We start from the raw sequence: 21,322 nt of genomic DNA on the forward strand, positions 1-21,322 counted from the left end.
GGCATTTGACTACTATTCCCTTGAAATTGTGAAAAATAACAGTTTACGGATTTTTTTATTGTATTCAATTTAAATGGTGATTGAGCCTAACAGGTTTGCTAAAGCCCCATTAAACCGCGCTAATTCTTTCCGTGCGTTTTCCATTCCTTTGGCATCATCTTCATTAGCAAGATGAACATTCATATTCTCTTGGAATTTATTGAGCAACATAGTCAAATCTTTTAGAGCTTTATTATCAAGACCTTTCTGAGGATGACATCTTAAAATTTCAGTGACTGCACGTGCTGAATCAAGACCACGAGCGAAAATATCATTTACATCATTGTCGATGTTTTTATCGGAAGGAGGGAACACCCTGACTTTTTTGTTACGACCATCACCATTAACATCAAAATCAACCAGCACTGATCTCCGATTAAGGCTCGCCTTACGCCAACCTATCAGTTCATTCTGTAGGGCCGCATGAGGATCCTGAGCGCCAGACACTCGCCATTCATGGTGCCGCATAGCATTATCCCAAGCGTCCTTGGCTACATTAATACTCTCAGAAAGATCCACGCTTCCTCTTGCCTGATTAAGTCTTACTGCTTGTGCTTTAGTTAATGGCATGACTTTTCACCTAATTTTTTTCATCTTGTACAAATTATACCATCCGATTATTAACCTAATATTACGTGGAGTGTCTTGATATATCTGGATAAAACCAGGCGGGTAAAGAATTCTTTATCCGGGATGATCATGCAAGGGATTATTTTCCTATAACGCTTCCTTAGTTCTTACTAGTCAAGTTATGATTAAAGAAACAGGTGAAAAAATGGATCCCACCATAACATGCAACGTACTCTCTTCCTGATTTTGCTTTCTATTATGGCTCATTTTGCCAATGCCTTACCGGCTGGTTTTGTCTATTTGCATGATGTCGCCCCCGATATTATTGAAGACTTGCGCTATGCAGGGTCTGATAATTTTGTTGGCCATCCTATCCCCGGTTATCAAAATGCCCGTTGTATCTTGACCCAAGCTGCTGCAGAGCAGCTGGCAAAGGCTGAGAAGGCAGCTGTTGCGAAAGGCTACCGTTTCAAAGTCTATGACTGTTATCGGCCGCAAACCGCAGTCAATGCTTTTTACAAATGGAGCCAAAATACCCAGGATCTGCAAACAAAGATGGCTTTTTATCCGCGTGAGGAAAAGAAAACCTTGTTTGCTCGAGGTTACATTTCCTTGCAATCAGGCCATAGCCGTGGCAGCACGGTCGATCTGTCCCTGGTTAGAATTGGCGCCAAACAACCTCTGGAGCCTGCCAAACGTTCTCGTTGTTACAGCCAAACAACGGCCCACATTGATGACGACTCGATTAATACGGGCACCCGCTTTGATTGCCTGGATGTCAGCGCCAATCTCGCCTACCAAAAATTAAGTAAGGAACAAAAAGCAAATCGGCGCTTACTGCAAGATTTAATGCTAAGCCATGGTTTTGTGCCCTATGACAAAGAATGGTGGCATTTTACTCTGAAGAATGAACCCTACCCGCAAACTTATTTTGATTTTCCGGTACATTGATTCTGGCAACTTAAGAAGCCAATGTGTTCTTCTCCTTGATCCTCAACCTTGAATACCCTATTTTTAACAAGGGGAGAGGAAAATGAAAGAACCCATTTTATTGACGATTTACAAAAACGCCTTGTCGCTTACCAGCTATGCCTTGCCACAGCTCGCTGGTACAATTTCGGCTAAACGTTTTATGACCCCAACAAGGCATAAAAGGCCTCACTGGGAAAAAAATATTATTAGCAATGGCAAAGAAAGCCTATTGGCTTGCCAGATAAAAGCATGGCACTGGGGTGAGGGACCTAAAATTTTATTAATGCATGGCTGGGACGGTAGAGGCAGCCAACTAGGCCACTTTGTTGAACCACTGGTTAATGCCGGCTTTCAAGTGATTGCTATTGATGGTCCCGCGCACGGAGACTCGCCCGGCCAACGTACCAATTTAGTTGATTTTGCCCATAAAATGCTGGCTAGTCAGAATGAGTTAGGCAACTTTCATGCAGTCATTGCCCACTCCTTTGGGGGCGCAGCAACCCTATTAGCAACCAATGAAGGTTTGCAGGCAGACAAGCTTGTTTTGATTGCATCACCCTATGATTTACAAGCGATCTTTGATCGATTTACCGCTTTTATGCGTCTTTCACCACAAGCAAAGCAACATTTTCAATCCTATATAGAAACGGAAGCACAACTCACCGTAGAAGAAATACAGACGATTATTTCTCATGTAGGTGCGCCTGTTCTGCTCATCCATGATAAAAAGGATCACGAAATACCTTATAGTGATGCGTTGAAATTGAAAGAGAATTTGCAAGATGTTGATTTTTTAAGTACAGAAGGTTTAGGGCATCGATATATTTTAAAATCAGAACAAGTAATCAACAGGATCCTTGATTTTTTAATGACCACTCATTAGTGGTCTGTTGACGTTTCCCTAGCTTGAGGCGAAAAATATTGATTTACGAGTATTGCAGCACCGTTTACAGAAGAGTCAATGAGCAGCAAAACACAGGAAATCAATGATTTTCGGCCAAGGTAGCAGGAATGTCCCTGGTCATCAATAATTAAGCAGGAGTTTACTATGTGGGTTATCTACGCACTCTTTGCAGCCATTTTATGGGGTATCAACTATACCCTGGCTGAAAAGATACTTCGCAGCATTTCTACGTTCACGTTGTTGGCTCTGGAAATGTTATTAGGCGCAATCGTGTTTGCCGTCCTCTCTTATTCCACGTCAATGAAAAAAGACATCCTGGTCTTACAAACCGAGCCCAAAGTGTTATGGTTAACGTTAGCCGAAATTTCCGTTGTTCTCTTGGCCAGCTATTTTATTGCGACATCTATCCAGGTGAAGAATGCCACTGTCGCCGGAATTATTGAATTGATCTATCCCTTATTTACCATTCTGTTCACCTGGCTCTTTTTTGGTGAAAACCATGTCGATACCTCGGTTATTATTGGCGGTATTTTCATTTTCATAGGTGTACTAATGATTAGCATTCAATAAACTATATGCATTCGCTTTTAGGTTATGCTCCGCATCAAAGCGCTACCTTTAAAATCTGAAACGCAACCCTGTAAAAAATAACACCGTTGCGTTATTTCAGAGAGACCATTATAAATCAAAACTTGATCACAAAGATTGATTATTATACAATACGCTTTTTTTTAACTGACCCTCCTATGAAGCGTAAAGTATCCTCTGCAATGGCTCCAGGTTCATCCTCTGAAAAAAGATTAAAGGTAGAAGAGAGTACCCTCTCCTCTTATTATATTTTTGGCCGTACGGATAAACGAGAACGTGTTACGCTGGAGGGTTTAGTTAATCGAGAGTGCTTTAAGGTACTCCCAGCTGAACACCTTAATATACCCACTAAACCGGGAAAAGAATTAGAACGCCTTTTTGTAGACTCTGGCTATTTAAGTGCCTTTCCTATTAAAGAAAATGGTCATGTAATCGATACAATCCTGAGATATGTCGACTCAGGCAATGATTATCTTCATTTTATTTTTATCCCTAAACGCATCTGTGAAGAAATCAGGTTATCTGGAGGGACAGAAGAGCGTGGTGAAAACTGTCTATTTAAAAAAGAAGGAACTGTATGGCAGTTGCCTCATTACAATACTATCAATCCCCAAGTGTTTTATACCAGTGATCTTGTCATTGCATTAAGAGAAAAACAACGCACTGATGATGAAGTATTACTGGGAGGAAAAGGATTAATTTATGCACGCTTTGTTTCTATACCGAAAAAAGAGTTCAATAAAGATGGGGATATGATTAGCGAACTCTCTGAGTTATTGGACAAAAGCAGCTATCATTATTATGATCCCCAAACCCTTGATGTTGATTTAGCCGCAGCGACTCAGCAGCAAGAGGATTGGAAATGGTGGTCTAAATTAGATCTTGAAGATGAAGGACCGCAACAGTTATTAAAATTTGCTTTATCTGCCTTATCGGGTACGAATACCCCAATCAAAGCAGATAGTCCTTATTTGCGAGTCCTGCGCGAAATACATCAAAAGCTAGCCGACACGAATAAAAAGGGTGAACTTCTTGAGCAATATTTAGATATAACGCGAACAATCGATGAAACACTCATACGAGGAATAAAATACGGTTGTCCTCGCGAACAAGCCGACACACTCCGTAACCTTTTAAAAGAGGCTGTCCGTCATGTATTAAATAATGAGGTACTATTAACGGAGAGTCTTATAGCTGCACTAAGAGGCTATTCCACTTCGATTTCTAGAGAGATGAGTCACTATCAGAAAGATAAAAGCGCTGCGTTAATACTGCTACAACAGTTGGATATTGATTTTAATAATCCTGATACTTTCCCCAAAGTTGCAGCAATACAACCTAACAGGAATACGTTTTTTCCTACCCCCTTACCTACAAGGTCTACTGTGCCATTGGTAAGTCATACAGGCCATTTTGTAGGTAAGTGTTGAGCAATGTTTGTTTAAGCCGAATGATCCAAACACGCAGGACTTGCCTGTTTCTATTGTTTGCTGCACCCACAATAGCTTTGAGCGCCACAGGTGACATTTGTAAGACCAAACCAATAGAGCACGTCTTAATCGTTTTGAATTCCTGAGTAGACTCATTCTTAAAGGCTGGAAAAACGTTAGTCATAACGCAAGCCCATACGCTCCAACAGGCCAGCTAAGGTGTCATTGTCGAAAAATTTAATTTGTAACCAGCCCCCTTGCCCATTTTCACTGACAATCTGGACAGGACTGCCAATTTGTTCTGCGAGGGTGCTTTGCAGGCGCTCGATATCCCGATCTCTTTGAGGATCACGCAGGGGTAATTCTCCGGCTTTTAGCTCCCTTACTTTTTTTTCCAACTGCCGGACTGACCACCCTTTTTCTTCGATTTCAATGGCTAAATTCATTTGTTGTCTGGCTTGCAGGCCGACTAACATCCTTGCATGGCCAAGCGATAATTGCCCCGTCTTTATTTTCTCTTGTACCGGGTCACAAAGCGTTAACAGACGCAGCAGATTAGCAATATGACTGCGGGATTTTCCGATAAGTACTGCAATTTCATCTTGCTGAAAGTGAAACTCCTGCTGTAACCGTTGGTAGCCGCTAGCTTCTTCAATAAGATTTAAATCTTCGCGTTGAATGTTTTCTATTAGGGTAACGGCTGCTGCCTGTTGATCGCTATAATTGCCAATCAAGCAAGGTAACTCGTTTAAGCCAACCAGCATCGCTGCACGCCATCGCCGCTCACCGGCAATAATTTCATATTGGTTGGCAGTGATTTCTCTAACCACTAAAGGTTCAATCAAACCTTGAGTAAGGATGGAGTCGGCCAGTTCTTGTAATGCCGCTTCAGAAAAGTGCTTACGTGGCTGATAGCGCCCAGCTTGCAGCAAATCGATAGGAATTGTTTTGAATACCCTTTTCATAGACAACTAACGAGAAGCAGAGAGAATATCTATTGTTTCATAAGGGCTTGAAGAGATGCAATCTCTAACCACCCAACAAACGTGATCCAGAGAACCTGTCCATTACAAATCAGGGCTTTATACTGGCTTGAGACTGGGGTCGGCAATGAATCACTTCGTCAGCATCCTTGGCAAAAAAGCTGACGGCTGTTTTACCCACATTCGTTTTACCCATTTGCCGATTCACTTCAGCTTTTAACAAGCGGTTAGAATCCAGTAAAGCGGTTGCTTCATCTTTGATGTAACTATCATCTGAGCGTAAAATCTGCACCAGGTATTTTGCTGCCTGCTGAATCGCAGAAACAGCCTTGGTTTCCAGCAATGCCGTACTCAAAGCTAACATGGCATTGGTAAAACCTTGGCAAGCTGCAGCCTGCATCCATTCAAAATAAGGGGCTGAATGTTTAGGATATGCTTGTGCTAACCGATATTGCGCCATCATATCGCCACTAGTAGCCAGCGCTTTCATTTGCGCCATCAGACCCAAGGTCTCAGCCTTCTTGTTGTAATTATCCGGTGTTTGAGCTACTGCTTTGGTAAGATCCGCAAACTCACTGCTGAATTGCTTGAAACGGGACATTTAAACTATCGCTAATAAAGTTATCATTAGCTTTAGAGATTAAGGCCATCAACTTAACTGAATATTAAGACCCGTTTTTTTTACACAATCTTTACGTTCTATCATACAGATACCAGCCTAAATGGAAGATCATATGGGCAACGACCGTGGCAATAAAGCCATATTGCCAAAAAAGCCAGCCAAAAAGAATGGCTTGCCAACCATGCAGCAACAGCATGGCATAAATGAAACGACGACTTGCCTGACAACCAGCAGCAAGATAGGCAGGAATATGTCCTGCTGTTAACAGCAGACCACTCAGGAAAATTGCGCTCCACATCACAGCAGGACTTTTTTCTCCCGCAAAAAAGATGGCAAAAAAAGCGATGACATTCATTAATCCCCAACGACCAAGAATTTCCTCTACTACGCCGCCATATAAAATACAGCCATCCAGATGCAAGACTGCACGTATTCTTCTCATTATTTGTAAGCTGGCCTCATCCAAAAGACTACCTACCACACCGTAGTAAAGGATAAAGAACACCACCAGGCCTCCAATGGTGTATAAAAAAACAGGGAGAATACCCGCTATATCCCCGCTGATTGTCTTGCCTTGTAGCAAGGAATCTAAAAGAGTGGCATTAAGGCCTGTACGTACCGACAAGACTGCGCCGGCAAAACACATCAGGAAAACCATTAACAAGGTCTGCCCAACAGCCAATTTACTGAGTCGTTTTTTTAATTGTTCGCTATTTTCTGGTAATAACAAATAAATCAAACGCGGCACAGCAATCAAGACGCCGGGCAACGATAAACAAAATAATACAATGATTAACGGCCAATTAATTTGCATCATTTATCCCTTCCTAAGCACACTATAGAAAAACCCATCCCTGTTGTTTTCCCCCGGGAAGATTTGCCACCCATAGCCTGTCACTCGACCCCAGCTTTTTTGTCCAGTAACTACCTGGCAGTCCGGGTGCTTCGCCACAAATTGGGCAATTTGCAGTTCATTTTCCTCTTTGAGTATTGAACAAGTGGCATAAACCAGCAAACCCTGTGGCGCCAGTAAAGGCCACAAGCTTTCTAACAACGCACGCTGTAGGTGGGTAATTTCGGTCACCTCGGCCTCTGTGCGCAATAATTTGATATCAGAATGACGTCGGATAACGCCCGTTGCAGAACAAGGCGCATCAAGGAGAATCCGTTCAAAAAGCTGTCCATCCCACCACGACTCTGGTTTGAGTCCGTCACCCTGCAGCAGCGTTGCCTTCAGGTTTAAACGGGTCAGGTTCTCTCTCACCCGTTGCAAACGCTTTTCCTCAATATCAAGGGCAATACAAGCTTTCAATGCCGGCTCGGTTTCGAGAATGTGGCAGGTTTTACCACCGGGTGCACAACAGGCATCGAGCAAGCGCAATCCTGGTTGTAAGGATAGCAGTGAAACAGCGAATTGTGCTGCTTCATCCTGCACAGAGACATCACCGCAACTAAAACCGGGTAAGTCATCCACATTACAAGCATTTTCCAGGGTAATTCCCTGGATTGCATCCATTGTCGGGTAGGCTTTCATTCCTTTTTGATGTAAACGCTCCAGGTAAGCTGCCCTGTCACCCCGTTGTCGATTCACCCGCAAACTCATTGGGGGATGAGCGTCATTGGCCTGAAGAATGGTTTGCCAACCGTCAGGCCAATCCTTTTGCAAGCGCTCTACAAACCAGGCCGGGTGCCCATAAAGAAAATCAGGGTTAGTTTGCAGACGGGCCACCAAGGCATCCTGCTCGCGGCAATAGGTTCTTAAAACCGCATTCACTAATCCCTTTGCCCAGGACTTTTTAAGGGGATCAAGTAAAGCAACGGTTTCTTTGACGACGGCATAATCAGGCTTTTGCATAAAATGGAGCTGATAAAGACCAATCAGCAAAACCAGCCAGACCTCGACTGCTTTCGGGCGTTTATCAACCAGGCAATCCGCTATCGCCTGCAGGCGGAAATAATGGCGGCAAACACCAAAACAAATTTCTTTTGTTAATGGAGTCAACTCACTCTGTGCTTGAAACAGATGAGAAAGCGGCGTTCTCTCTTGCAGTAATTTCACTAAAATACGCAGCGCTTGTAAGCGCTCATTTTTTTTCATCGCAGGACCAAATGAATATAGTGTTGCGCTCGACCCGAATTCAACCAGGCAGATACAGGCATTACCCTGGAACCTGGAAATTGCAAATACTCAATCATGACAGCGTGATGAGCTGCAGCAACCAGAATCCCTTTTTTATCGATAGACAGGATTGTGCCAGGTTCCGCAGAGCTTGTATTTGCGACGACATGAGCCTGATGGATCCGTAAGAGCTCTTCACCAGCTTGTGTATAAGCAATTGGCCAGGGATTGAATGCACGCACCTGATTAACTATTTCGGTTGCCGGGCGCTGCCAATTAATTGCTGCATCTTCTTTTTTTATTTTTCCCGCATAAGTAGCCTGGCTATTATCCTGAGGAATTGGTTTTGCCTGCCCGCAGGCAAGCGCGTCAAGCGTGGATAACAGGGGCTCTACGGCCAATTGTGCGAGTCGGTCATGCAAACTGCCTGCCGTATCTTCAGGAAAAATGGGGCAGCTGATTTCGGCCAATTTAGCGCCGGTATCCATGCCAGCATCCATTTGCATGATGGTGACACCAGACTCGTCGTCACCATGTAACACAGCCTGCTGGATAGGCGATGCACCGCGCCAGCGTGGTAATAAAGACGCGTGCGAATTAATACAGCCCAGACGAGGTAAAGCCAGCACAACCTTGGGCAAAATTAACCCATAAGCGATCACGACGAGAATATCTGGTTTTAATTGCGCTAGCTCCGTAACCGCTTGTTCACTTTTAAAATTAAGGGGTTGATAAACGGGTATTTCATGAGACAAGGCCCAACTTTTAACTGCTGATGGCTGTAATTTACGTCCACGACCCGCAGGCCTGTCAGGCTGAGTGTATACTGCCAACAAACGATGGGAAGACTTGGCGAGAGCATCAAGTGACGGTATTGCAAATTCAGGTGTCCCCGCAAAAACGATATTTAAACTACTCATAACTTACGTACATTCATCCGTTTAAATTTATCCAGCTTTCTTCTTGCCATCGCCCGCTTAAGAGGGGAGAGCAGATCAACAAAAAGCTTGCCATTCAAGTGATCAATTTCATGTTGAAAACATTCGCCCAAAAGCCCCTCCGCAGTCATTTCAAAGGGTTTGCCAAAACGATCTTGGGCACGAATGGTCACTTTCCTGGCTCGGATCACCGTATCATAAGCCCCAGGGACAGAAAGGCATCCTTCTTGATATTCAGCCTCTCCTTCTTTGGCAATAATTTCGGGATTCACCAACACCAATTGCTGTTTTTTATCACCAATGACATCCACAACCGACAAACGAAGGCTGATACCTATCTGTGGTGCAGCAAGTCCAACCCCATTGGCGTGGTACATCGTCTCGAACATATCATCAATGAGTGTTTGTAAGGTATCATCAAACTGTTCAACAGGTTTTGCTTTCAGTCTTAACCGTTCGTCCGGTAAATAAATAATCTTGCGGATAGCCATAAAATATCTGTTTCCTACCTAATAATGCGTGCTATTATCGCCAATACCTCGTATGGCTGCAAGATGCATGCCCAGGCTCACGGACGACTGCCTCAATGTGACACTACTCGCTTGCTTCCTGCCTTCTTATCCTTTTGGCAAGAGCGCCTTATTCGCTGTTTCGGTGCCACGGGAAAATCAGCAGGATTCCTGACAGTAGAACAACACGTTGCAGCCTGTTTGCTCATGCTCGCCATGAAATTTGGAAAGGACTGCACCATTCAGCCATGAATAATAAACCTTATCTTATTGCCTTAAATAAAATAGAGCAGATTGGGCCCCGTACCCTGGTGAAATTATTGCAGCACTGGCCCGATCTGGAAGAACTGTTTCGCCTCTCCGAGCAACAATTACAGCAAGCAGGCTTACCCGCTAAAATGGCGCTGGCGATCAGCACCTTTAATTTTAAGGAACTGGAAGCCGATTTTCGCTGGCAGGAAAAGAGCAATCACCATTTGTTAACCTGGGAAGACAGCAATTACCCGACCTTATTAAAAGAAATTTATGACCCTCCGCCCATCTTGTATGCTATTGGCGAATTATCCTGCCTGCAACAACCAACTATCGCCATAGTGGGTAGTCGAAAGCCCTCCATAACAGGTAGCGAACTTGCCCGACGCTTTGCTTATGAGCTGACAAAGAATAATCTCACCGTCGTCAGTGGCCTGGCACAGGGTATTGATACCCAAGCCCATCGCGGCTGCCTGGATGCCCAGGGAAAAACAGTCGCGGTAATGGCTACCGGGATTGATTGTATTTATCCACGACAAAACGCTCAATTGGCTACAGAAATAAGTCAAAATGGCCTGCTTATTAGTGAATTTTCGCTAAAAACTGCACCAACAGCTGGACATTTTCCACGCAGAAATCGTATAATAAGCGGTTTATCATTAGCCACATTGGTCGTTGAGGCAGCAATTCGGAGCGGTTCATTGATCACCGCCCGTCTGGCGCTAGAGCAAAATCGTGATGTTTTTGCTGTGCCAGGATCTCTCCTCAATCCACAGGCCAGAGGCTGCCATCACCTGCTGCAGCAGGGAGCCAGATTGGTAACATCCAGTCAGGATGTATTCGATGAATTAGGCTTGGCTAATCAGCAAGCAAAAAAAAATGACCTGAGGCAATCCCTTGCCACGGATAATGAAAACCTAGTAAAGTGCATTGGTTTTGAAGTAACGACTGTTGATCAAATTATGGCTCGCAGTGGTTTAAATGTTGAAGAAGTAACCTGCAACCTGGTTACATTAGAATTACAGGGAATTGTCAAAGCTGTTCCCTGTGGTTACATGAGGTGTTAATTATGAAAGATAGCTTGTTTGAAATGTTAATGAATTTTTTTGAAAAAAGTTTATCCCAATTAAAGGAAAGTACCACCTCAGCGACACCTAATGAGAATGGACAAGACGACAGTGACGTTTACGAAACGTCAAGCATTGAAAGCCGGACCGTGGTTATAAAGGCCGCGCAAGACACTGCGATGCGCGTTTTTACAGCCGATGAAAAGATGCGGCTTACCAAAGCCAGCTACCAATTTATAACCCGCTTGATGTCGTGGGGAATCGTGGAATCAGAAACATTGGAAATAATTATCAATCAGTTGTTATTCTCCGAGTCCCGTTTTGTTACCCTGCAGGAAACAAAGTGGACTATTCGTAACACACTTGCTGAAAATCTTGATGCAGCTCAATTAGCTTTTCTTGATCTTGTGCTATATCAAAAAGAAGACGAATTACCGTTACATTGATTGTTACCACAAGGAAAGGTTAATTTAGCTATGAGCAAACACTTGGTTATCGTGGAATCGCCCGCGAAAGCTAAAACTATACAAAAATATTTAGGCAAAGATTACGATGTCTTGGCTTCCTATGGCCATGTGCGCGATTTACCACCCCGGAAAGGGTCGGTAAATCCTGATAAAAAATTCGCAATGACCTATAATCCGATCGAAAAAAATGCACGTCATATCGAATCGATTGCCAAAGCCTTAAAAAATTCTGACTCACTCTTGCTCGCCACTGACCCGGATCGCGAAGGGGAGGCCATTTCCTGGCATGTTTATGAGTTAATGAAAGAACGTAATTTGCTCAAAAACAAAGAAGTTCACCGTATTTTTTTTAATGAAATCACCAAATCAGCCATTCAAGACGCGATAAATAATCCGCGTGAGATATCAATGGATTTAGTTAATGCGCAACAAGCAAGACGCGCATTGGATTATCTGGTAGGTTTCAATCTGTCGCCCCTGCTATGGAAAAAAATTCGTCGTGGCCTTTCTGCCGGCCGCGTGCAAAGCCCGGCGTTACGACTCATTGTAGAACGCGAAGAAGAAATTGAGCGGTTTGTGGCGCAGGAATATTGGCGAATTATTGCCCAATGCCAGCATAGCAGTACCCCTTTTGAAGCAAGACTCACCCATTTTAACCGTGAAAAACTCCAACAATTTACGATTAATGGGGCAGATCAAGCACACAACATACAAAAAAACTTGCTTCAACAAGCACAGGGTAATCTGCTTGTTGAAAATGTTGAAAAGAAACAACGTAAACGCAATCCGGCAGCGCCTTTTATTACCTCCACACTACAACAGGAAGCTGCCCGCAAATTAGGGTTTACCGCACGTAAAACCATGATGATTGCCCAACAGCTCTATGAAGGGATCGATATTGGCTCAGGTACCGTGGGTTTGATTACCTACATGCGTACTGACTCCGTCAATTTGGCCAATGAAGCGATAGAGGAAATTAGAACTTACATTAGCGAGCGTTATGGCGATGATAATTGCCCCAAAACTGCCCGCGTTTTTAAAACCAAATCGAAAAATGCGCAAGAAGCCCATGAAGCAATTCGACCCACTTCGGTTAGACGCACGCCAGAAATGGTACAGCCCGCGCTGACCAGTGAGCAATTCAAGCTTTATAGCCTTATTTGGAAGCGAACCATTGCCTGTCAAATGGCTGAGGCCTTGGTAGATACCGTCGCAGTCGACTTAAGCTGTGGCGAAGGCAATCTATTTCGTGCTAATGGGTCCACCATCACCTTCCCTGGTTTTCTTACCGTCTATGAAGAAGGGCGAGATGATTCACCGGATGATGAACAAAATGCAATGTTACTTCCCGCATTAAAAGTAGGTGAAAAAGTTAGCCTGCAAGATATTCTTGCCAATCAGCATTTTACCGAACCGCCTCCACGTTACTCAGAGGCATCCCTCGTTAAAGCGCTGGAAGAATATGATATAGGACGACCATCCACCTATGCATCAATTATTCACACCTTGCAGCAACGTGAATATGTGGTGGTCGATAAGAAGCGTTTCTTCCCCACCGACGTTGGCAGGATAGTTAATCGTTTCCTGACAGGCCACTTTACGCGTTATGTCGACTACAAATTCACTGCGCAATTGGAAGATACTTTGGATGCTGTATCACGCGGTGAAAAAGATTGGATTCCTGTGTTGGAAGAGTTTTGGCAGCCTTTTATTCAACAGATTCATAGTACTGATGAACAGGTCCAGCGCAAAGATGTGACCACAGAAATACTCGATGATAAATGTCCAAAATGTGAGAAACCGCTGGCGATCCGCTTAGGAAAACGAGGCCGTTTCATCGGTTGTACCGGTTACCCTGAGTGTGATTATACCCAGGATCTCAGTGCGAATGGCGAAGGCGAAAAATCAGAGCCTGAAGTAGTCGAAGGGCGCAATTGCCCTGAATGTTCCGGTCCCCTGCATATTAAAACAGGTCGATATGGCCGTTTTATTGGTTGTGGAAATTATCCGCAATGTACCCATATAGAACCATTGGAAAAACCTGCTGATACAGGGGTTGAGTGTCCTAAATGCCATAGCGCCAAGATCCTCAAGCGTAAGTCGCGTAAAGGAAAAATATTTTTCTCTTGCGGCAGCTATCCTAAATGCGATTATGCATTATGGAATGAACCCATTGATAAACCTTGCCCCAAATGCGCCTGGCCCTTGTTGACTGTGAAGGAAACGAAACGTTCTGGTCGGCAAATTATGTGTCCCAATGAAGGCTGCGGTTATTCCTGCAGTGATGAGGAATAGCCTTTTCCTGCCTTATACAGACCATGCCCTTTTTATTTTGCAGCAGGCTTTCTGTGCCCTGGCGCAGGAGCCTGTTAAGTCAACGATTAATTTATTTGAAATACCTATTCAAGATATGTACGCCATTACGATTTTTATATATCCTCTGTAAAAATTTTCGATAAGAACAAAGGAGATACGTTAACGGATATACCCTGGATTTGCATTTTATCAACTTATTCGGATTAACATTTTGATTTACAGGAAGTACTCATGTTTAGCAAAAAACTACTATCGTTTACTATTTTCAGTATTTTAATGAACCCCTTCCAAACGGGGATGGCTGGTGAAATGGGCGTTAAGGAAGGAAGATTTGACGTCTATATTCCTAATTTGCCCGCATCCAATGAATTTTCTGCCGGTGCAATTTTTTTGCGTCCAGGCGGGAGCAATGATTACGCTGTATTAGTCGATCCGTTTAATTCGAACGTGTCTACGCCGATTCTTTCACCAAGTTGGCAGCCAGAAGGCATTGACCCTGATTTTAGTGCAGGTTTCTCACTTAATTTCCGCCACGTTTTTCCTGAATCTGGCAATGATATCAATTTCTATTGGGCCCATTTGCACACCACGGACAACGGAACCTTCCCGGTCAACAGAACAGCGCCTCCGGCACAGCAAATGGCGGGACCATTCTGGAACATTGGCCCTGATGCCGGCACAACCAGCGCCGCAAACGGTCAACTCCAATACCGCTATGACGTATTTAATACTGATCTTGCGAAACATATCTATTTTGATCCCAATCTCAAAAGCCGCATTTTTGCAGGGATCAGCGGCCTGTGGCTAGAGCAAAAGATAATAGCCAATTTTTCGGGTATCGACCCCATATTGGGCCCTTACACCTTTGGCATAACGACCAAATCGAAATATAACGCTGCCGGTATTCGTTTAGGTATCGATGGAGAATACCAGGGATTTTATAACATCAATGCTGTAGGGTTATTGGCAGGAAATCTTTATATTGGCAGCCAGCAACCCTCTACTGGCGCCGCAGGTACAGGGAGTGTATTGGCGGGCACAGGGATTCCTGTCAATCATCAATCGATATCGCATAAAAGCTTCGTACAAGTTGTCCCTGCGCTGGATGCCAAATTAGGTCTTAAATATTCCCGGCAATCCAACGATAAATTATTCAGCATAGAAGCAGGTTATATGGCGGCTATTTACGTGAATGCGATACAAAATTATGTCCCTTCTACCTATGTTCCGGGCTCGTTAGGAATAGTTTCAGGGGCTGTTTTCCTGCAAAGTCTATTAAAAACAACCGACAGCTTTTCCGTAGACGGACCCTATGTAACCGCTTCACTCAAAATGTAGAATCAACGTCGAAAAAGGCCTAAGGCCCTCACTTGTCAGGGCCTTGTTTAAATAGACTCATGAACTTCCGTTGCCGGGTCGACCTCTTGCCTCTGGCGTCTTCTTTTACTTTGCCGAAGGTACAGGATTGTCATGCTGATAACAGGAACCCCGAAAAAGAGGGCTGCAGGTAGTAAACCGAAAGTGTGAAGGAATCGTAGAAAACTGTCTGCCCCATAACTTTTATAGAGCAGCGTAATAATTGTCGTGGAAACAACAGAAATAAAGATAGGGCGGATTAACCGGGCGCCGTTCTTGATAGCAAAATAAACGCCTATCCTGCCGCCTATTAATTGCCCCATTGCCATACAGAGGGCAAGCGTATAATCAATGTTGCCGCCAAAAGCAAAACAGAGTGTAGCGATCAGGCTGCTCTTCAGATTAAAAACCTTGGTGTAGGCAGACGCCTTAACAAAGTTATAACCAAGAAAAAAAGTCAGTGAAAACACCCAGAGTGAACCAGTGCCAGGACCAAAAAAACCATCATAAAGTCCCAGGAAAAAACCAAAAAAAATATAAAACCAAAATTCATTTATTTTGGGCCCTCTATCCTCGGAGCCCAGTTTTGGTGAAAAGATGGTATAAATCAGAATGGCTAATAACAGGAGGGGGATGATTTTTCTTAAAATATCGCTATTCAGGACCTGACTCGCGACAGCGCCGAGTATGGTGCCAAAAATCCCCCACATTAATCCTTTATAGATTGTATTCAGTGAAAGCAGCCCTTGCCGATAGTAGCCGTAAGACGCTACGAAGGTACCTATCGCCCCCTGTAGCTTATTGGTTCCCAATGCAACCTGCGGCGGCACACCCACTCCTAGCAACATGGGCAGACTAATCAAGCCGCCGCCTCCGGCGATCGCATCCACCGTGCCAGCTACGAGACCCGTCAGGAATAAAAGCGGTAAAAGAAAATGATAGGGCAACTCAAATAACATTTTATGTTTCTTCCAATAAGGAAACTGCGAAAAATTAACTGACCTTGGATACCGCCTTGCAATAAAAAGACTTGATCTCTTGACCAACCAACGTCAAATCTTTTCTTGAAACATCAAGATGGGTAACCAATCTTACCCTGCCCTGTTTATTAGGCTGTTTAGGGAAGATTATTCCCCTTTCCTGCAAATAGGATTGTAATTCTTTATAATGATGTTTCACCCTTATAAATAAAATATTGGTTTGCAAGGCAGCCGTATCCACGTCGATTTCCTCAAGTTCAGCCAACCTGTTCGCTAAATACAAGGCGTTGTCATGATCGTCAGCCAAGCGCTTGACATGATGTTCCAACGCGTAAATCCCTGCCGCCGCTAAAATACCAGCCTGGCGCATACCGCCACCCAATACTTTACGCCAACGACGTGCTTTTTTTATTAATTCGCTACTGCCTGCCAAAACCGAGCCCACAGGGGCACCCAGGCTTTTGGAGAGGCAGATAGAAATCGAGTTAAAATGATGACTGATATCGTTAAGGGAACATTGCAATTTGACTGCTGCGTTAAAAACTCGTGCCCCATCCAGATGGCTTTGAAGACCCTGTTGCTGACAAAAAAGTTTCATTTCTTGTAAATAGGCCAGTGGTAAAACCCGCCCGTCAACCGTATTCTCAAGACAAAGTAATTTCGTACGCGCATAATGGTGATCCATTGGCTTAATCGCCGGCGCCACTTTTTCCAAGGCCAAAGTACCATCCGGCTCAAAATCAAGCGGCTGCGGTTGGACACTGCCTAAAACTGCTGCCCCGCCCCCTTCTAATAAATAACAGTGGGCTGTTTGCCCAACAATGTATTCATCCCCTCGTTCACAATGCGCCATAATCGCGATCAAATTGGATTGTGTTCCAGAAGGTAAGAAGACAGCTGCTTCCATACCGGCTTTATCGCTAATCAATTCTTCCAGCATCCTGACCGTCGGATCTTCACCAAAGACATCATCACCCACTTCAGCATTCATCATGGCAGCAAGCATTGCTTTACCTGGCCTGGTAACTGTATCACTGCGTAAATCAATTATTTTCATGATGGCTCGCTTGTTAATGGAAAGAGCGCTCTTGCACACAATTATTTTTTAAATGTCAGGTAAAGTCCGTCATAAAGCTGCTGCATGTTCTCCATGCTATCACCAATGAATTCAATAACCTTTATGGTTTGCCAGGCCTCTTTTTCCCAGCCCCGCTTCAAACAATACGTCAACCAAAGCAACCAACTGTGCAAAGTCTGCTGCCATAAAATAGCATCCATCGCGGGCAAGTGACCAGCACATTCCGCATAACCCAGCAAAGTCGCTTGAAACTGCTCTGTTGCGAAGACAGAATGAGCCATGCCTGCACAGTTTACAGCAAGCCCTATCAACTCAACAAAGGGATGGATGTAACCCGCACTTTCCCAATCAATGAAATGCGGTGTTTCACTATCGCGCCAAATAATATTATTAACGTGAATATCCCGGTGGCTAACCACCCGGTTTTGCGCGTCATAATCACGATAGCGATTACAGTGATTAATGAGTTCCCCTAGCCAAGGGATATGAGCCAATCCTTCTGGCGGGATAATAGCAGGAAAACGTTCCGCACCGTGGGCAGGAAAAGGGAGTAAATGCAGCTGTGCCAGTCTATTGCCCAGGATGTAAGCCTGTTTAGAATCCACTGCCTCTAGCACCTTCCCTTCACAGTAGGGGAGAATCAACGCAAAATGACCATCGACAGTCAGCAGGAAATCATTTGCCTCGGAGTGCCTGGCAGAAAAAGTCAAACCGAGCTGATTGGCTGCAATGGTTGCTACAGCCTGGGTGAATTCCAATCGTTGCCGGGTTGTTGCACCAAGCCAGGTCGGCGAGGAAAATTTCTTGCCAATCCATTTGCCTTGATCAGCCAGTTCAATTAAATCAACTTGATGCTGCAAGCCCCCGGTTAATGGCGTAATAGACAGGATCGGTTGGGTAAAATAAACACTGGACCAATGCTCGTTAGCCATGCATCAATTGTTCAATATAACGTCTGCAAGTTAAGGGTTTATGGAGATAGCTAATCATATGACGTGTACCGCCAGTCCCCGTTATCACGAGACAACCATACCCGAAAATACTCCCTAATACGGATTGGCGGATATCAATACTCTCAATTTTAGTTAGAGGAATATCAATCGTCTGCCTTACCAGCAGGCCTGTGCGCAGAATCACTTGCTTTTTCTTGATGGTCAGTGACGAGAAATGGTAATTGACCCAGGTTATTCCTCCCCAGGCCAGAGCAAAGACGAAAAGGAAAAGCGATAACTCTTTTAAAGTGGGAAAGCTTAAACCAAGATAGATGGCTAAACAGGCGAGAACTGCCGGCCAGAAAAACAGAAGCCAATGAAGTCTTGCAAAATACACCACATCGTTGTTGTCTGCCATCATTGGCCTGGTTAAATCAGTCACGTTATACTCGGTCCGTTCAACTATTATTTTCTATATCATATGGCAGATGCGACAAATTTGCTATGCTATCCCTTTGTTAATTCAGGTTTTGAACAATGCGCCCTATTAACCGCTGCCTAAATCCGCAATTGCTTGAAATCTGTCAGCGCGCCATTCAGCTCGACGAATTAAACAGTAAGCTCAAGCATTACTTAACTCCCCCGCTATCTGAGCATTGCCAGGTAGGGAGTTTTAACAAAGGTTGCCTGTTGCTCACCGTTTCCAATGCGGCCTGGGCAACAGAGTTACGCTATAGCCTGCCCGTCTTGCGCGATCAATTGAGGAAAGAAGCCGGATTATACCAGTTGACCTCGATCAAGATTCACATTGCTGAGATCTGCCAGCAAACAAGCCCAACAAAAAAAAATCACAACAAAGTACTGTCAACTACCGCCCGCCATTTCATTAAGGAAGCAGGAGAGCACTGCAACTATCCGCCATTACAAAAAGCCCTTTATAAGTTAGCTGAAAGCAAGGAGTAATCCCGGCATATAAAGCGCAGCGGATAACGAAGTACTTTTGTAGCCTGGGTGGAGGCGCAGCCGAAACCCGGGACTCAAAATAAACAGTACACCATACGTTCCCAGTTTAAATCCCGGATTACAGCCTTCGCTTTCATCCAAGGACGGCTCCTAATTGAGGGAAAGGTCAGTGGGGTGGTTCATTACATTCGAACCAACAAAAACTATTTTAGGCTAAAATTCATTTTTCCCCACGTTAAAAAAATTTTAAAATTCATAGGGATAAAACGATATCGGCTAAAATAGTAGATTGCTGGCCGAAGCCCCAACGTACAAATCATGCCCTGAGGGCATTAACTGATTTTTTAGTGCGTTAGCTAACCCTTCCGAGATAAACGCAAGATTTCGTGAGTTTGCTGTAACGATTACTGAACCTGAACGAGGACTTGAACCCTTGAACCATTTAGAATGTTCACTCATAAAATTTGCAATCGTCTTCTGAATATCAATTAATAAATGACTGCCTTCAGGAAAGTAAATATCAGACTCAAGACCGCTACATTGCGGTAAATCAATCTTAAAATCAGGATGTAAAAGTTTTTGCGCTAAATACTCGCTATGAATAAGAGTCACTAATTTCTTGATAACTTCTTGTTTAACGTTAGTGGCCATATGCAACTGTGTACTTAAAGCAACAAAGCGTTTGGGCTTTTCCTCTTCTGACATCTTAAGTTCTAATACTTGTCCAGGTTTCTTTAGATCTAATAGGAGTTCCGAAGTCTTCATATTGATCTCCCGTAAACCCATACCAACCTCAACTATAAGCTCAAACAATTGATCAAGGATTCCGTTATAAGTTTCAAGATCTATGTTGTCTTTCAGAAATGTCAGGGTATTAATGAGTAGACCTTTATAAGATTTGGCTTCGGGAAATCTCCAGGAGCGCAATTGGACCGATGCACGTTGCTCGAATTCTTTACGATAAAAAAAATCAGGCATGCTATCATCATAGACCAACGTATCTGGCATTAATGATAATTGGTCATGGTATAAAAATTTTCTTATAAAGGGAGGATACTCATCAAAGAGATCAGTACGCATCGCTGATTTGATAGCATTGCACAAAAATTTCTTCATTGCCTCAGCCTGAGGATCTTTTTCTTTTATTTGCTTAAGATAATTTTGAAATGCTCCGTGTAAAATTCTACATAGTGTCCTAATTAATTCGATTTGAAGAACTTGCCTCTGTTCAACTTTCTGGCGTAATTTGGCATCAAATAATGATTTTATGGAATTAGCAGTATGCCAAGGATATTCCTCTAATATTTCGATGAGATTATCACCTCTTTCTTTCAAACGCTCCCATGCAAGAATTTCCCTATATAAAATCGGATTTCTTTCTTCGTTTACCAAGTCTTCTAATAACAGTGAATGACGCTTTGGTGATGATAGACTATTGTCATCACTTTCAGTGAGTTCGTCCTCGAACGTGGTCAAGACTCCTTGGGTAACCTCATTGTTATCCTCAAAGACCTTGAGGGGAATTCGTTGTCCCTCAAGTATGACTTCAGTAGGTTCAGGTTCTTCTGTCGCTCTCGATGAGTCTTTATTTTTAAAAAAGCTGCTAAAGGATTTGGATACAGCCTGTCTAAACAAATTTCTCCTTCTTGACTCGGCCGGCGCCGCTTTAGGATAGGGATTACCAGAAGAACTCCCAACGTTACCATGCCAACTCGTTTGATTTATTTTGGGATCATAATTTTTTCTAGATAATTTAGAAGTTCCCAAACTATCTTCAGGTACGGGTAACTCCTTTTCTTTGCCCTTTAAACTGCTCGGACTAATGTCTCTAGCTGATAATGATTGTAAATCGTTATCGAGTGATTCATGATGCTGGTCATGAAAAATAATCTCAGGATTTTGATTTAATTGGCTATTTTTATATTTAGGATGTTTAGATTTTTCTTTACTGAACATTTCAGTCTATCCTTAGCTGCGAGGTATCCAGAAAGAGTATTATCGCCGACACAACCATCTTATGTCTAACTTAGAGATAGATTGTGGTTTTCTATTTGAGCACCAATTAATGACGCGGTCCACTAGATTTGACTACCCCAGTTAGGCCTGATGTTTTGCGTCGGGGCAATTTTCAGACAACATTAATTCCCATTTGCGCAAGGTAGATGTCATTACTGCAATGCAACTATTTTTTGCTGATTGGGCAAAATTATGTATTTTCAGCGCTTTCCTATTTTTGC

At 43.6% G+C, this 21,322-nt stretch carries 22 protein-coding genes; 10 read left to right on the forward strand and 12 right to left on the reverse strand.

Annotated elements, in window-relative coordinates; genetic code table 11:
* Positions 1-69: 69 nt before the first annotated feature.
* Complete coding sequence (locus tag Lfee_RS02785) at positions 70-609, reverse strand: hypothetical protein (protein ID WP_058443769.1); 540 nt, start codon at positions 607-609, stop codon at positions 70-72.
* Positions 610-831: 222 nt separating this feature from the next.
* Between Lfee_RS02785 and Lfee_RS02790 the strand changes: the two genes are divergently transcribed.
* The 4 genes from Lfee_RS02790 to Lfee_RS02805 all read left to right on the forward strand — a co-directional run bounded on the left by Lfee_RS02790 (position 832) and on the right by Lfee_RS02805 (position 4,503).
* Positions 832-1,560, forward strand: a complete 729-nt coding sequence (locus Lfee_RS02790; RefSeq protein ID WP_058443770.1) for a M15 family metallopeptidase — start codon at positions 832-834, stop codon at positions 1,558-1,560.
* Positions 1,561-1,642: 82 nt separating this feature from the next.
* Complete coding sequence (locus Lfee_RS02795) at positions 1,643-2,464, forward strand: alpha/beta hydrolase (RefSeq protein WP_058443771.1); 822 nt, start codon at positions 1,643-1,645, stop codon at positions 2,462-2,464.
* Between the two features lie 165 nt (positions 2,465-2,629).
* Positions 2,630-3,055, forward strand: coding sequence for a DMT family transporter (locus tag Lfee_RS02800; RefSeq protein ID WP_058443772.1), 426 nt, complete (start codon positions 2,630-2,632; stop codon positions 3,053-3,055).
* Between the two features lie 176 nt (positions 3,056-3,231).
* Positions 3,232-4,503 carry a hypothetical protein gene (locus tag Lfee_RS02805; RefSeq protein WP_131753183.1) on the forward strand — a complete coding sequence of 424 codons (1,272 nt, stop codon included), beginning with the start codon at positions 3,232-3,234 and terminating at the stop codon, positions 4,501-4,503.
* A 176-nt stretch (positions 4,504-4,679) separates the two neighbouring features.
* On the opposite strand, the gene Lfee_RS02810 is transcribed toward Lfee_RS02805, so the two are convergent.
* The 6 genes from Lfee_RS02810 to def form a co-directional block, all read right to left on the reverse strand.
* The gene (locus Lfee_RS02810) at positions 4,680-5,468 is read right to left on the reverse strand and encodes a ParB/RepB/Spo0J family partition protein (RefSeq protein WP_058443774.1); all 789 of its coding nucleotides are present in this window, start codon (positions 5,466-5,468) and stop codon (positions 4,680-4,682) included.
* Positions 5,469-5,577: 109 nt separating this feature from the next.
* A complete protein-coding gene (locus Lfee_RS02815; protein WP_058443775.1) occupies positions 5,578-6,087 on the reverse strand; it encodes a hypothetical protein in 510 nt (169 codons plus the stop codon).
* A 91-nt stretch (positions 6,088-6,178) separates the two neighbouring features.
* Positions 6,179-6,922 (reverse strand): hypothetical protein, encoded by a 744-nt coding sequence (locus Lfee_RS02820; RefSeq protein WP_058443857.1) that lies wholly within the window; start codon positions 6,920-6,922, stop codon positions 6,179-6,181.
* Positions 6,923-6,925: 3 nt separating this feature from the next.
* Entirely contained in the window at positions 6,926-8,206 is a 1,281-nt protein-coding gene (gene rsmB / locus Lfee_RS02825) for a 16S rRNA (cytosine(967)-C(5))-methyltransferase RsmB (RefSeq protein WP_058443776.1), read from the reverse strand.
* A complete protein-coding gene (gene fmt, locus Lfee_RS02830; protein WP_058443777.1) occupies positions 8,203-9,147 on the reverse strand; it encodes a methionyl-tRNA formyltransferase in 945 nt (314 codons plus the stop codon). The genes rsmB and fmt overlap by 4 nt, the downstream gene beginning before the upstream one ends.
* The gene (gene def, locus Lfee_RS02835; protein WP_058443778.1) at positions 9,144-9,656 is read right to left on the reverse strand and encodes a peptide deformylase; all 513 of its coding nucleotides are present in this window, start codon (positions 9,654-9,656) and stop codon (positions 9,144-9,146) included. The genes fmt and def overlap by 4 nt, the downstream gene beginning before the upstream one ends.
* Before the next feature lie 63 nt (positions 9,657-9,719).
* Between def and Lfee_RS02840 the strand changes: the two genes are divergently transcribed.
* The 5 genes from Lfee_RS02840 to Lfee_RS02860 all read left to right on the forward strand — a co-directional run bounded on the left by Lfee_RS02840 (position 9,720) and on the right by Lfee_RS02860 (position 15,114).
* Positions 9,720-9,926, forward strand: a complete 207-nt coding sequence (locus Lfee_RS02840; RefSeq protein ID WP_058443779.1) for a hypothetical protein — start codon at positions 9,720-9,722, stop codon at positions 9,924-9,926.
* Positions 9,923-10,993: a DNA-processing protein DprA gene (gene dprA / locus Lfee_RS02845; RefSeq protein ID WP_058443780.1), complete on the forward strand. Its 1,071-nt coding sequence runs from the start codon at positions 9,923-9,925 to the stop codon at positions 10,991-10,993. The genes Lfee_RS02840 and dprA overlap by 4 nt, the downstream gene beginning before the upstream one ends.
* A gap of 2 nt (positions 10,994-10,995) precedes the next feature.
* On the forward strand, positions 10,996-11,439 hold the full coding sequence (locus Lfee_RS02850) for a DUF494 family protein (RefSeq protein ID WP_058443781.1): 444 nt from the start codon (positions 10,996-10,998) through the stop codon (positions 11,437-11,439).
* 30 nt (positions 11,440-11,469) lie between these two features.
* Positions 11,470-13,755 carry a type I DNA topoisomerase gene (gene topA, locus Lfee_RS02855; RefSeq protein ID WP_058443782.1) on the forward strand — a complete coding sequence of 762 codons (2,286 nt, stop codon included), beginning with the start codon at positions 11,470-11,472 and terminating at the stop codon, positions 13,753-13,755.
* A 252-nt stretch (positions 13,756-14,007) separates the two neighbouring features.
* Positions 14,008-15,114, forward strand: a complete 1,107-nt coding sequence (locus Lfee_RS02860) for an Lpg1974 family pore-forming outer membrane protein (RefSeq protein ID WP_058443783.1) — start codon at positions 14,008-14,010, stop codon at positions 15,112-15,114.
* A 47-nt stretch (positions 15,115-15,161) separates the two neighbouring features.
* Here Lfee_RS02860 and Lfee_RS02865 read toward each other — a convergent pair whose 3' ends face one another.
* From Lfee_RS02865 to Lfee_RS02880, 4 genes are read right to left on the reverse strand one after another with little or no spacing between them, the layout of a single operon-like run.
* The gene (locus tag Lfee_RS02865; RefSeq protein ID WP_058443784.1) at positions 15,162-16,091 is read right to left on the reverse strand and encodes a TSUP family transporter; all 930 of its coding nucleotides are present in this window, start codon (positions 16,089-16,091) and stop codon (positions 15,162-15,164) included.
* Between the two features lie 34 nt (positions 16,092-16,125).
* Positions 16,126-17,169: a low-specificity L-threonine aldolase gene (gene ltaE / locus Lfee_RS02870; protein WP_082646556.1), complete on the reverse strand. Its 1,044-nt coding sequence runs from the start codon at positions 17,167-17,169 to the stop codon at positions 16,126-16,128.
* A gap of 41 nt (positions 17,170-17,210) precedes the next feature.
* A complete protein-coding gene (locus Lfee_RS02875) occupies positions 17,211-18,122 on the reverse strand; it encodes a phosphotransferase enzyme family protein (protein WP_058443785.1) in 912 nt (303 codons plus the stop codon).
* Positions 18,115-18,540: a PH domain-containing protein gene (locus Lfee_RS02880; RefSeq protein WP_058443786.1), complete on the reverse strand. Its 426-nt coding sequence runs from the start codon at positions 18,538-18,540 to the stop codon at positions 18,115-18,117. Before Lfee_RS02880 ends, Lfee_RS02875 begins: the two co-directional genes overlap by 8 nt.
* Positions 18,541-18,659: 119 nt before the next feature.
* Here Lfee_RS02880 and Lfee_RS02885 point away from each other — a divergent pair, with 119 nt between their 5' ends.
* Positions 18,660-19,085, forward strand: coding sequence for a DciA family protein (locus Lfee_RS02885; RefSeq protein WP_058443787.1), 426 nt, complete (start codon positions 18,660-18,662; stop codon positions 19,083-19,085).
* Between the two features lie 276 nt (positions 19,086-19,361).
* Here Lfee_RS02885 and Lfee_RS02895 read toward each other — a convergent pair whose 3' ends face one another.
* Positions 19,362-21,041: a hypothetical protein gene (locus Lfee_RS02895; RefSeq protein WP_058443789.1), complete on the reverse strand. Its 1,680-nt coding sequence runs from the start codon at positions 21,039-21,041 to the stop codon at positions 19,362-19,364.
* Positions 21,042-21,322: the final 281 nt, after the last annotated feature.

This window comes from Legionella feeleii (assembly GCF_001467625.1).
Taxonomy (GTDB): domain Bacteria; phylum Pseudomonadota; class Gammaproteobacteria; order Legionellales; family Legionellaceae; genus Tatlockia; species Tatlockia feeleii.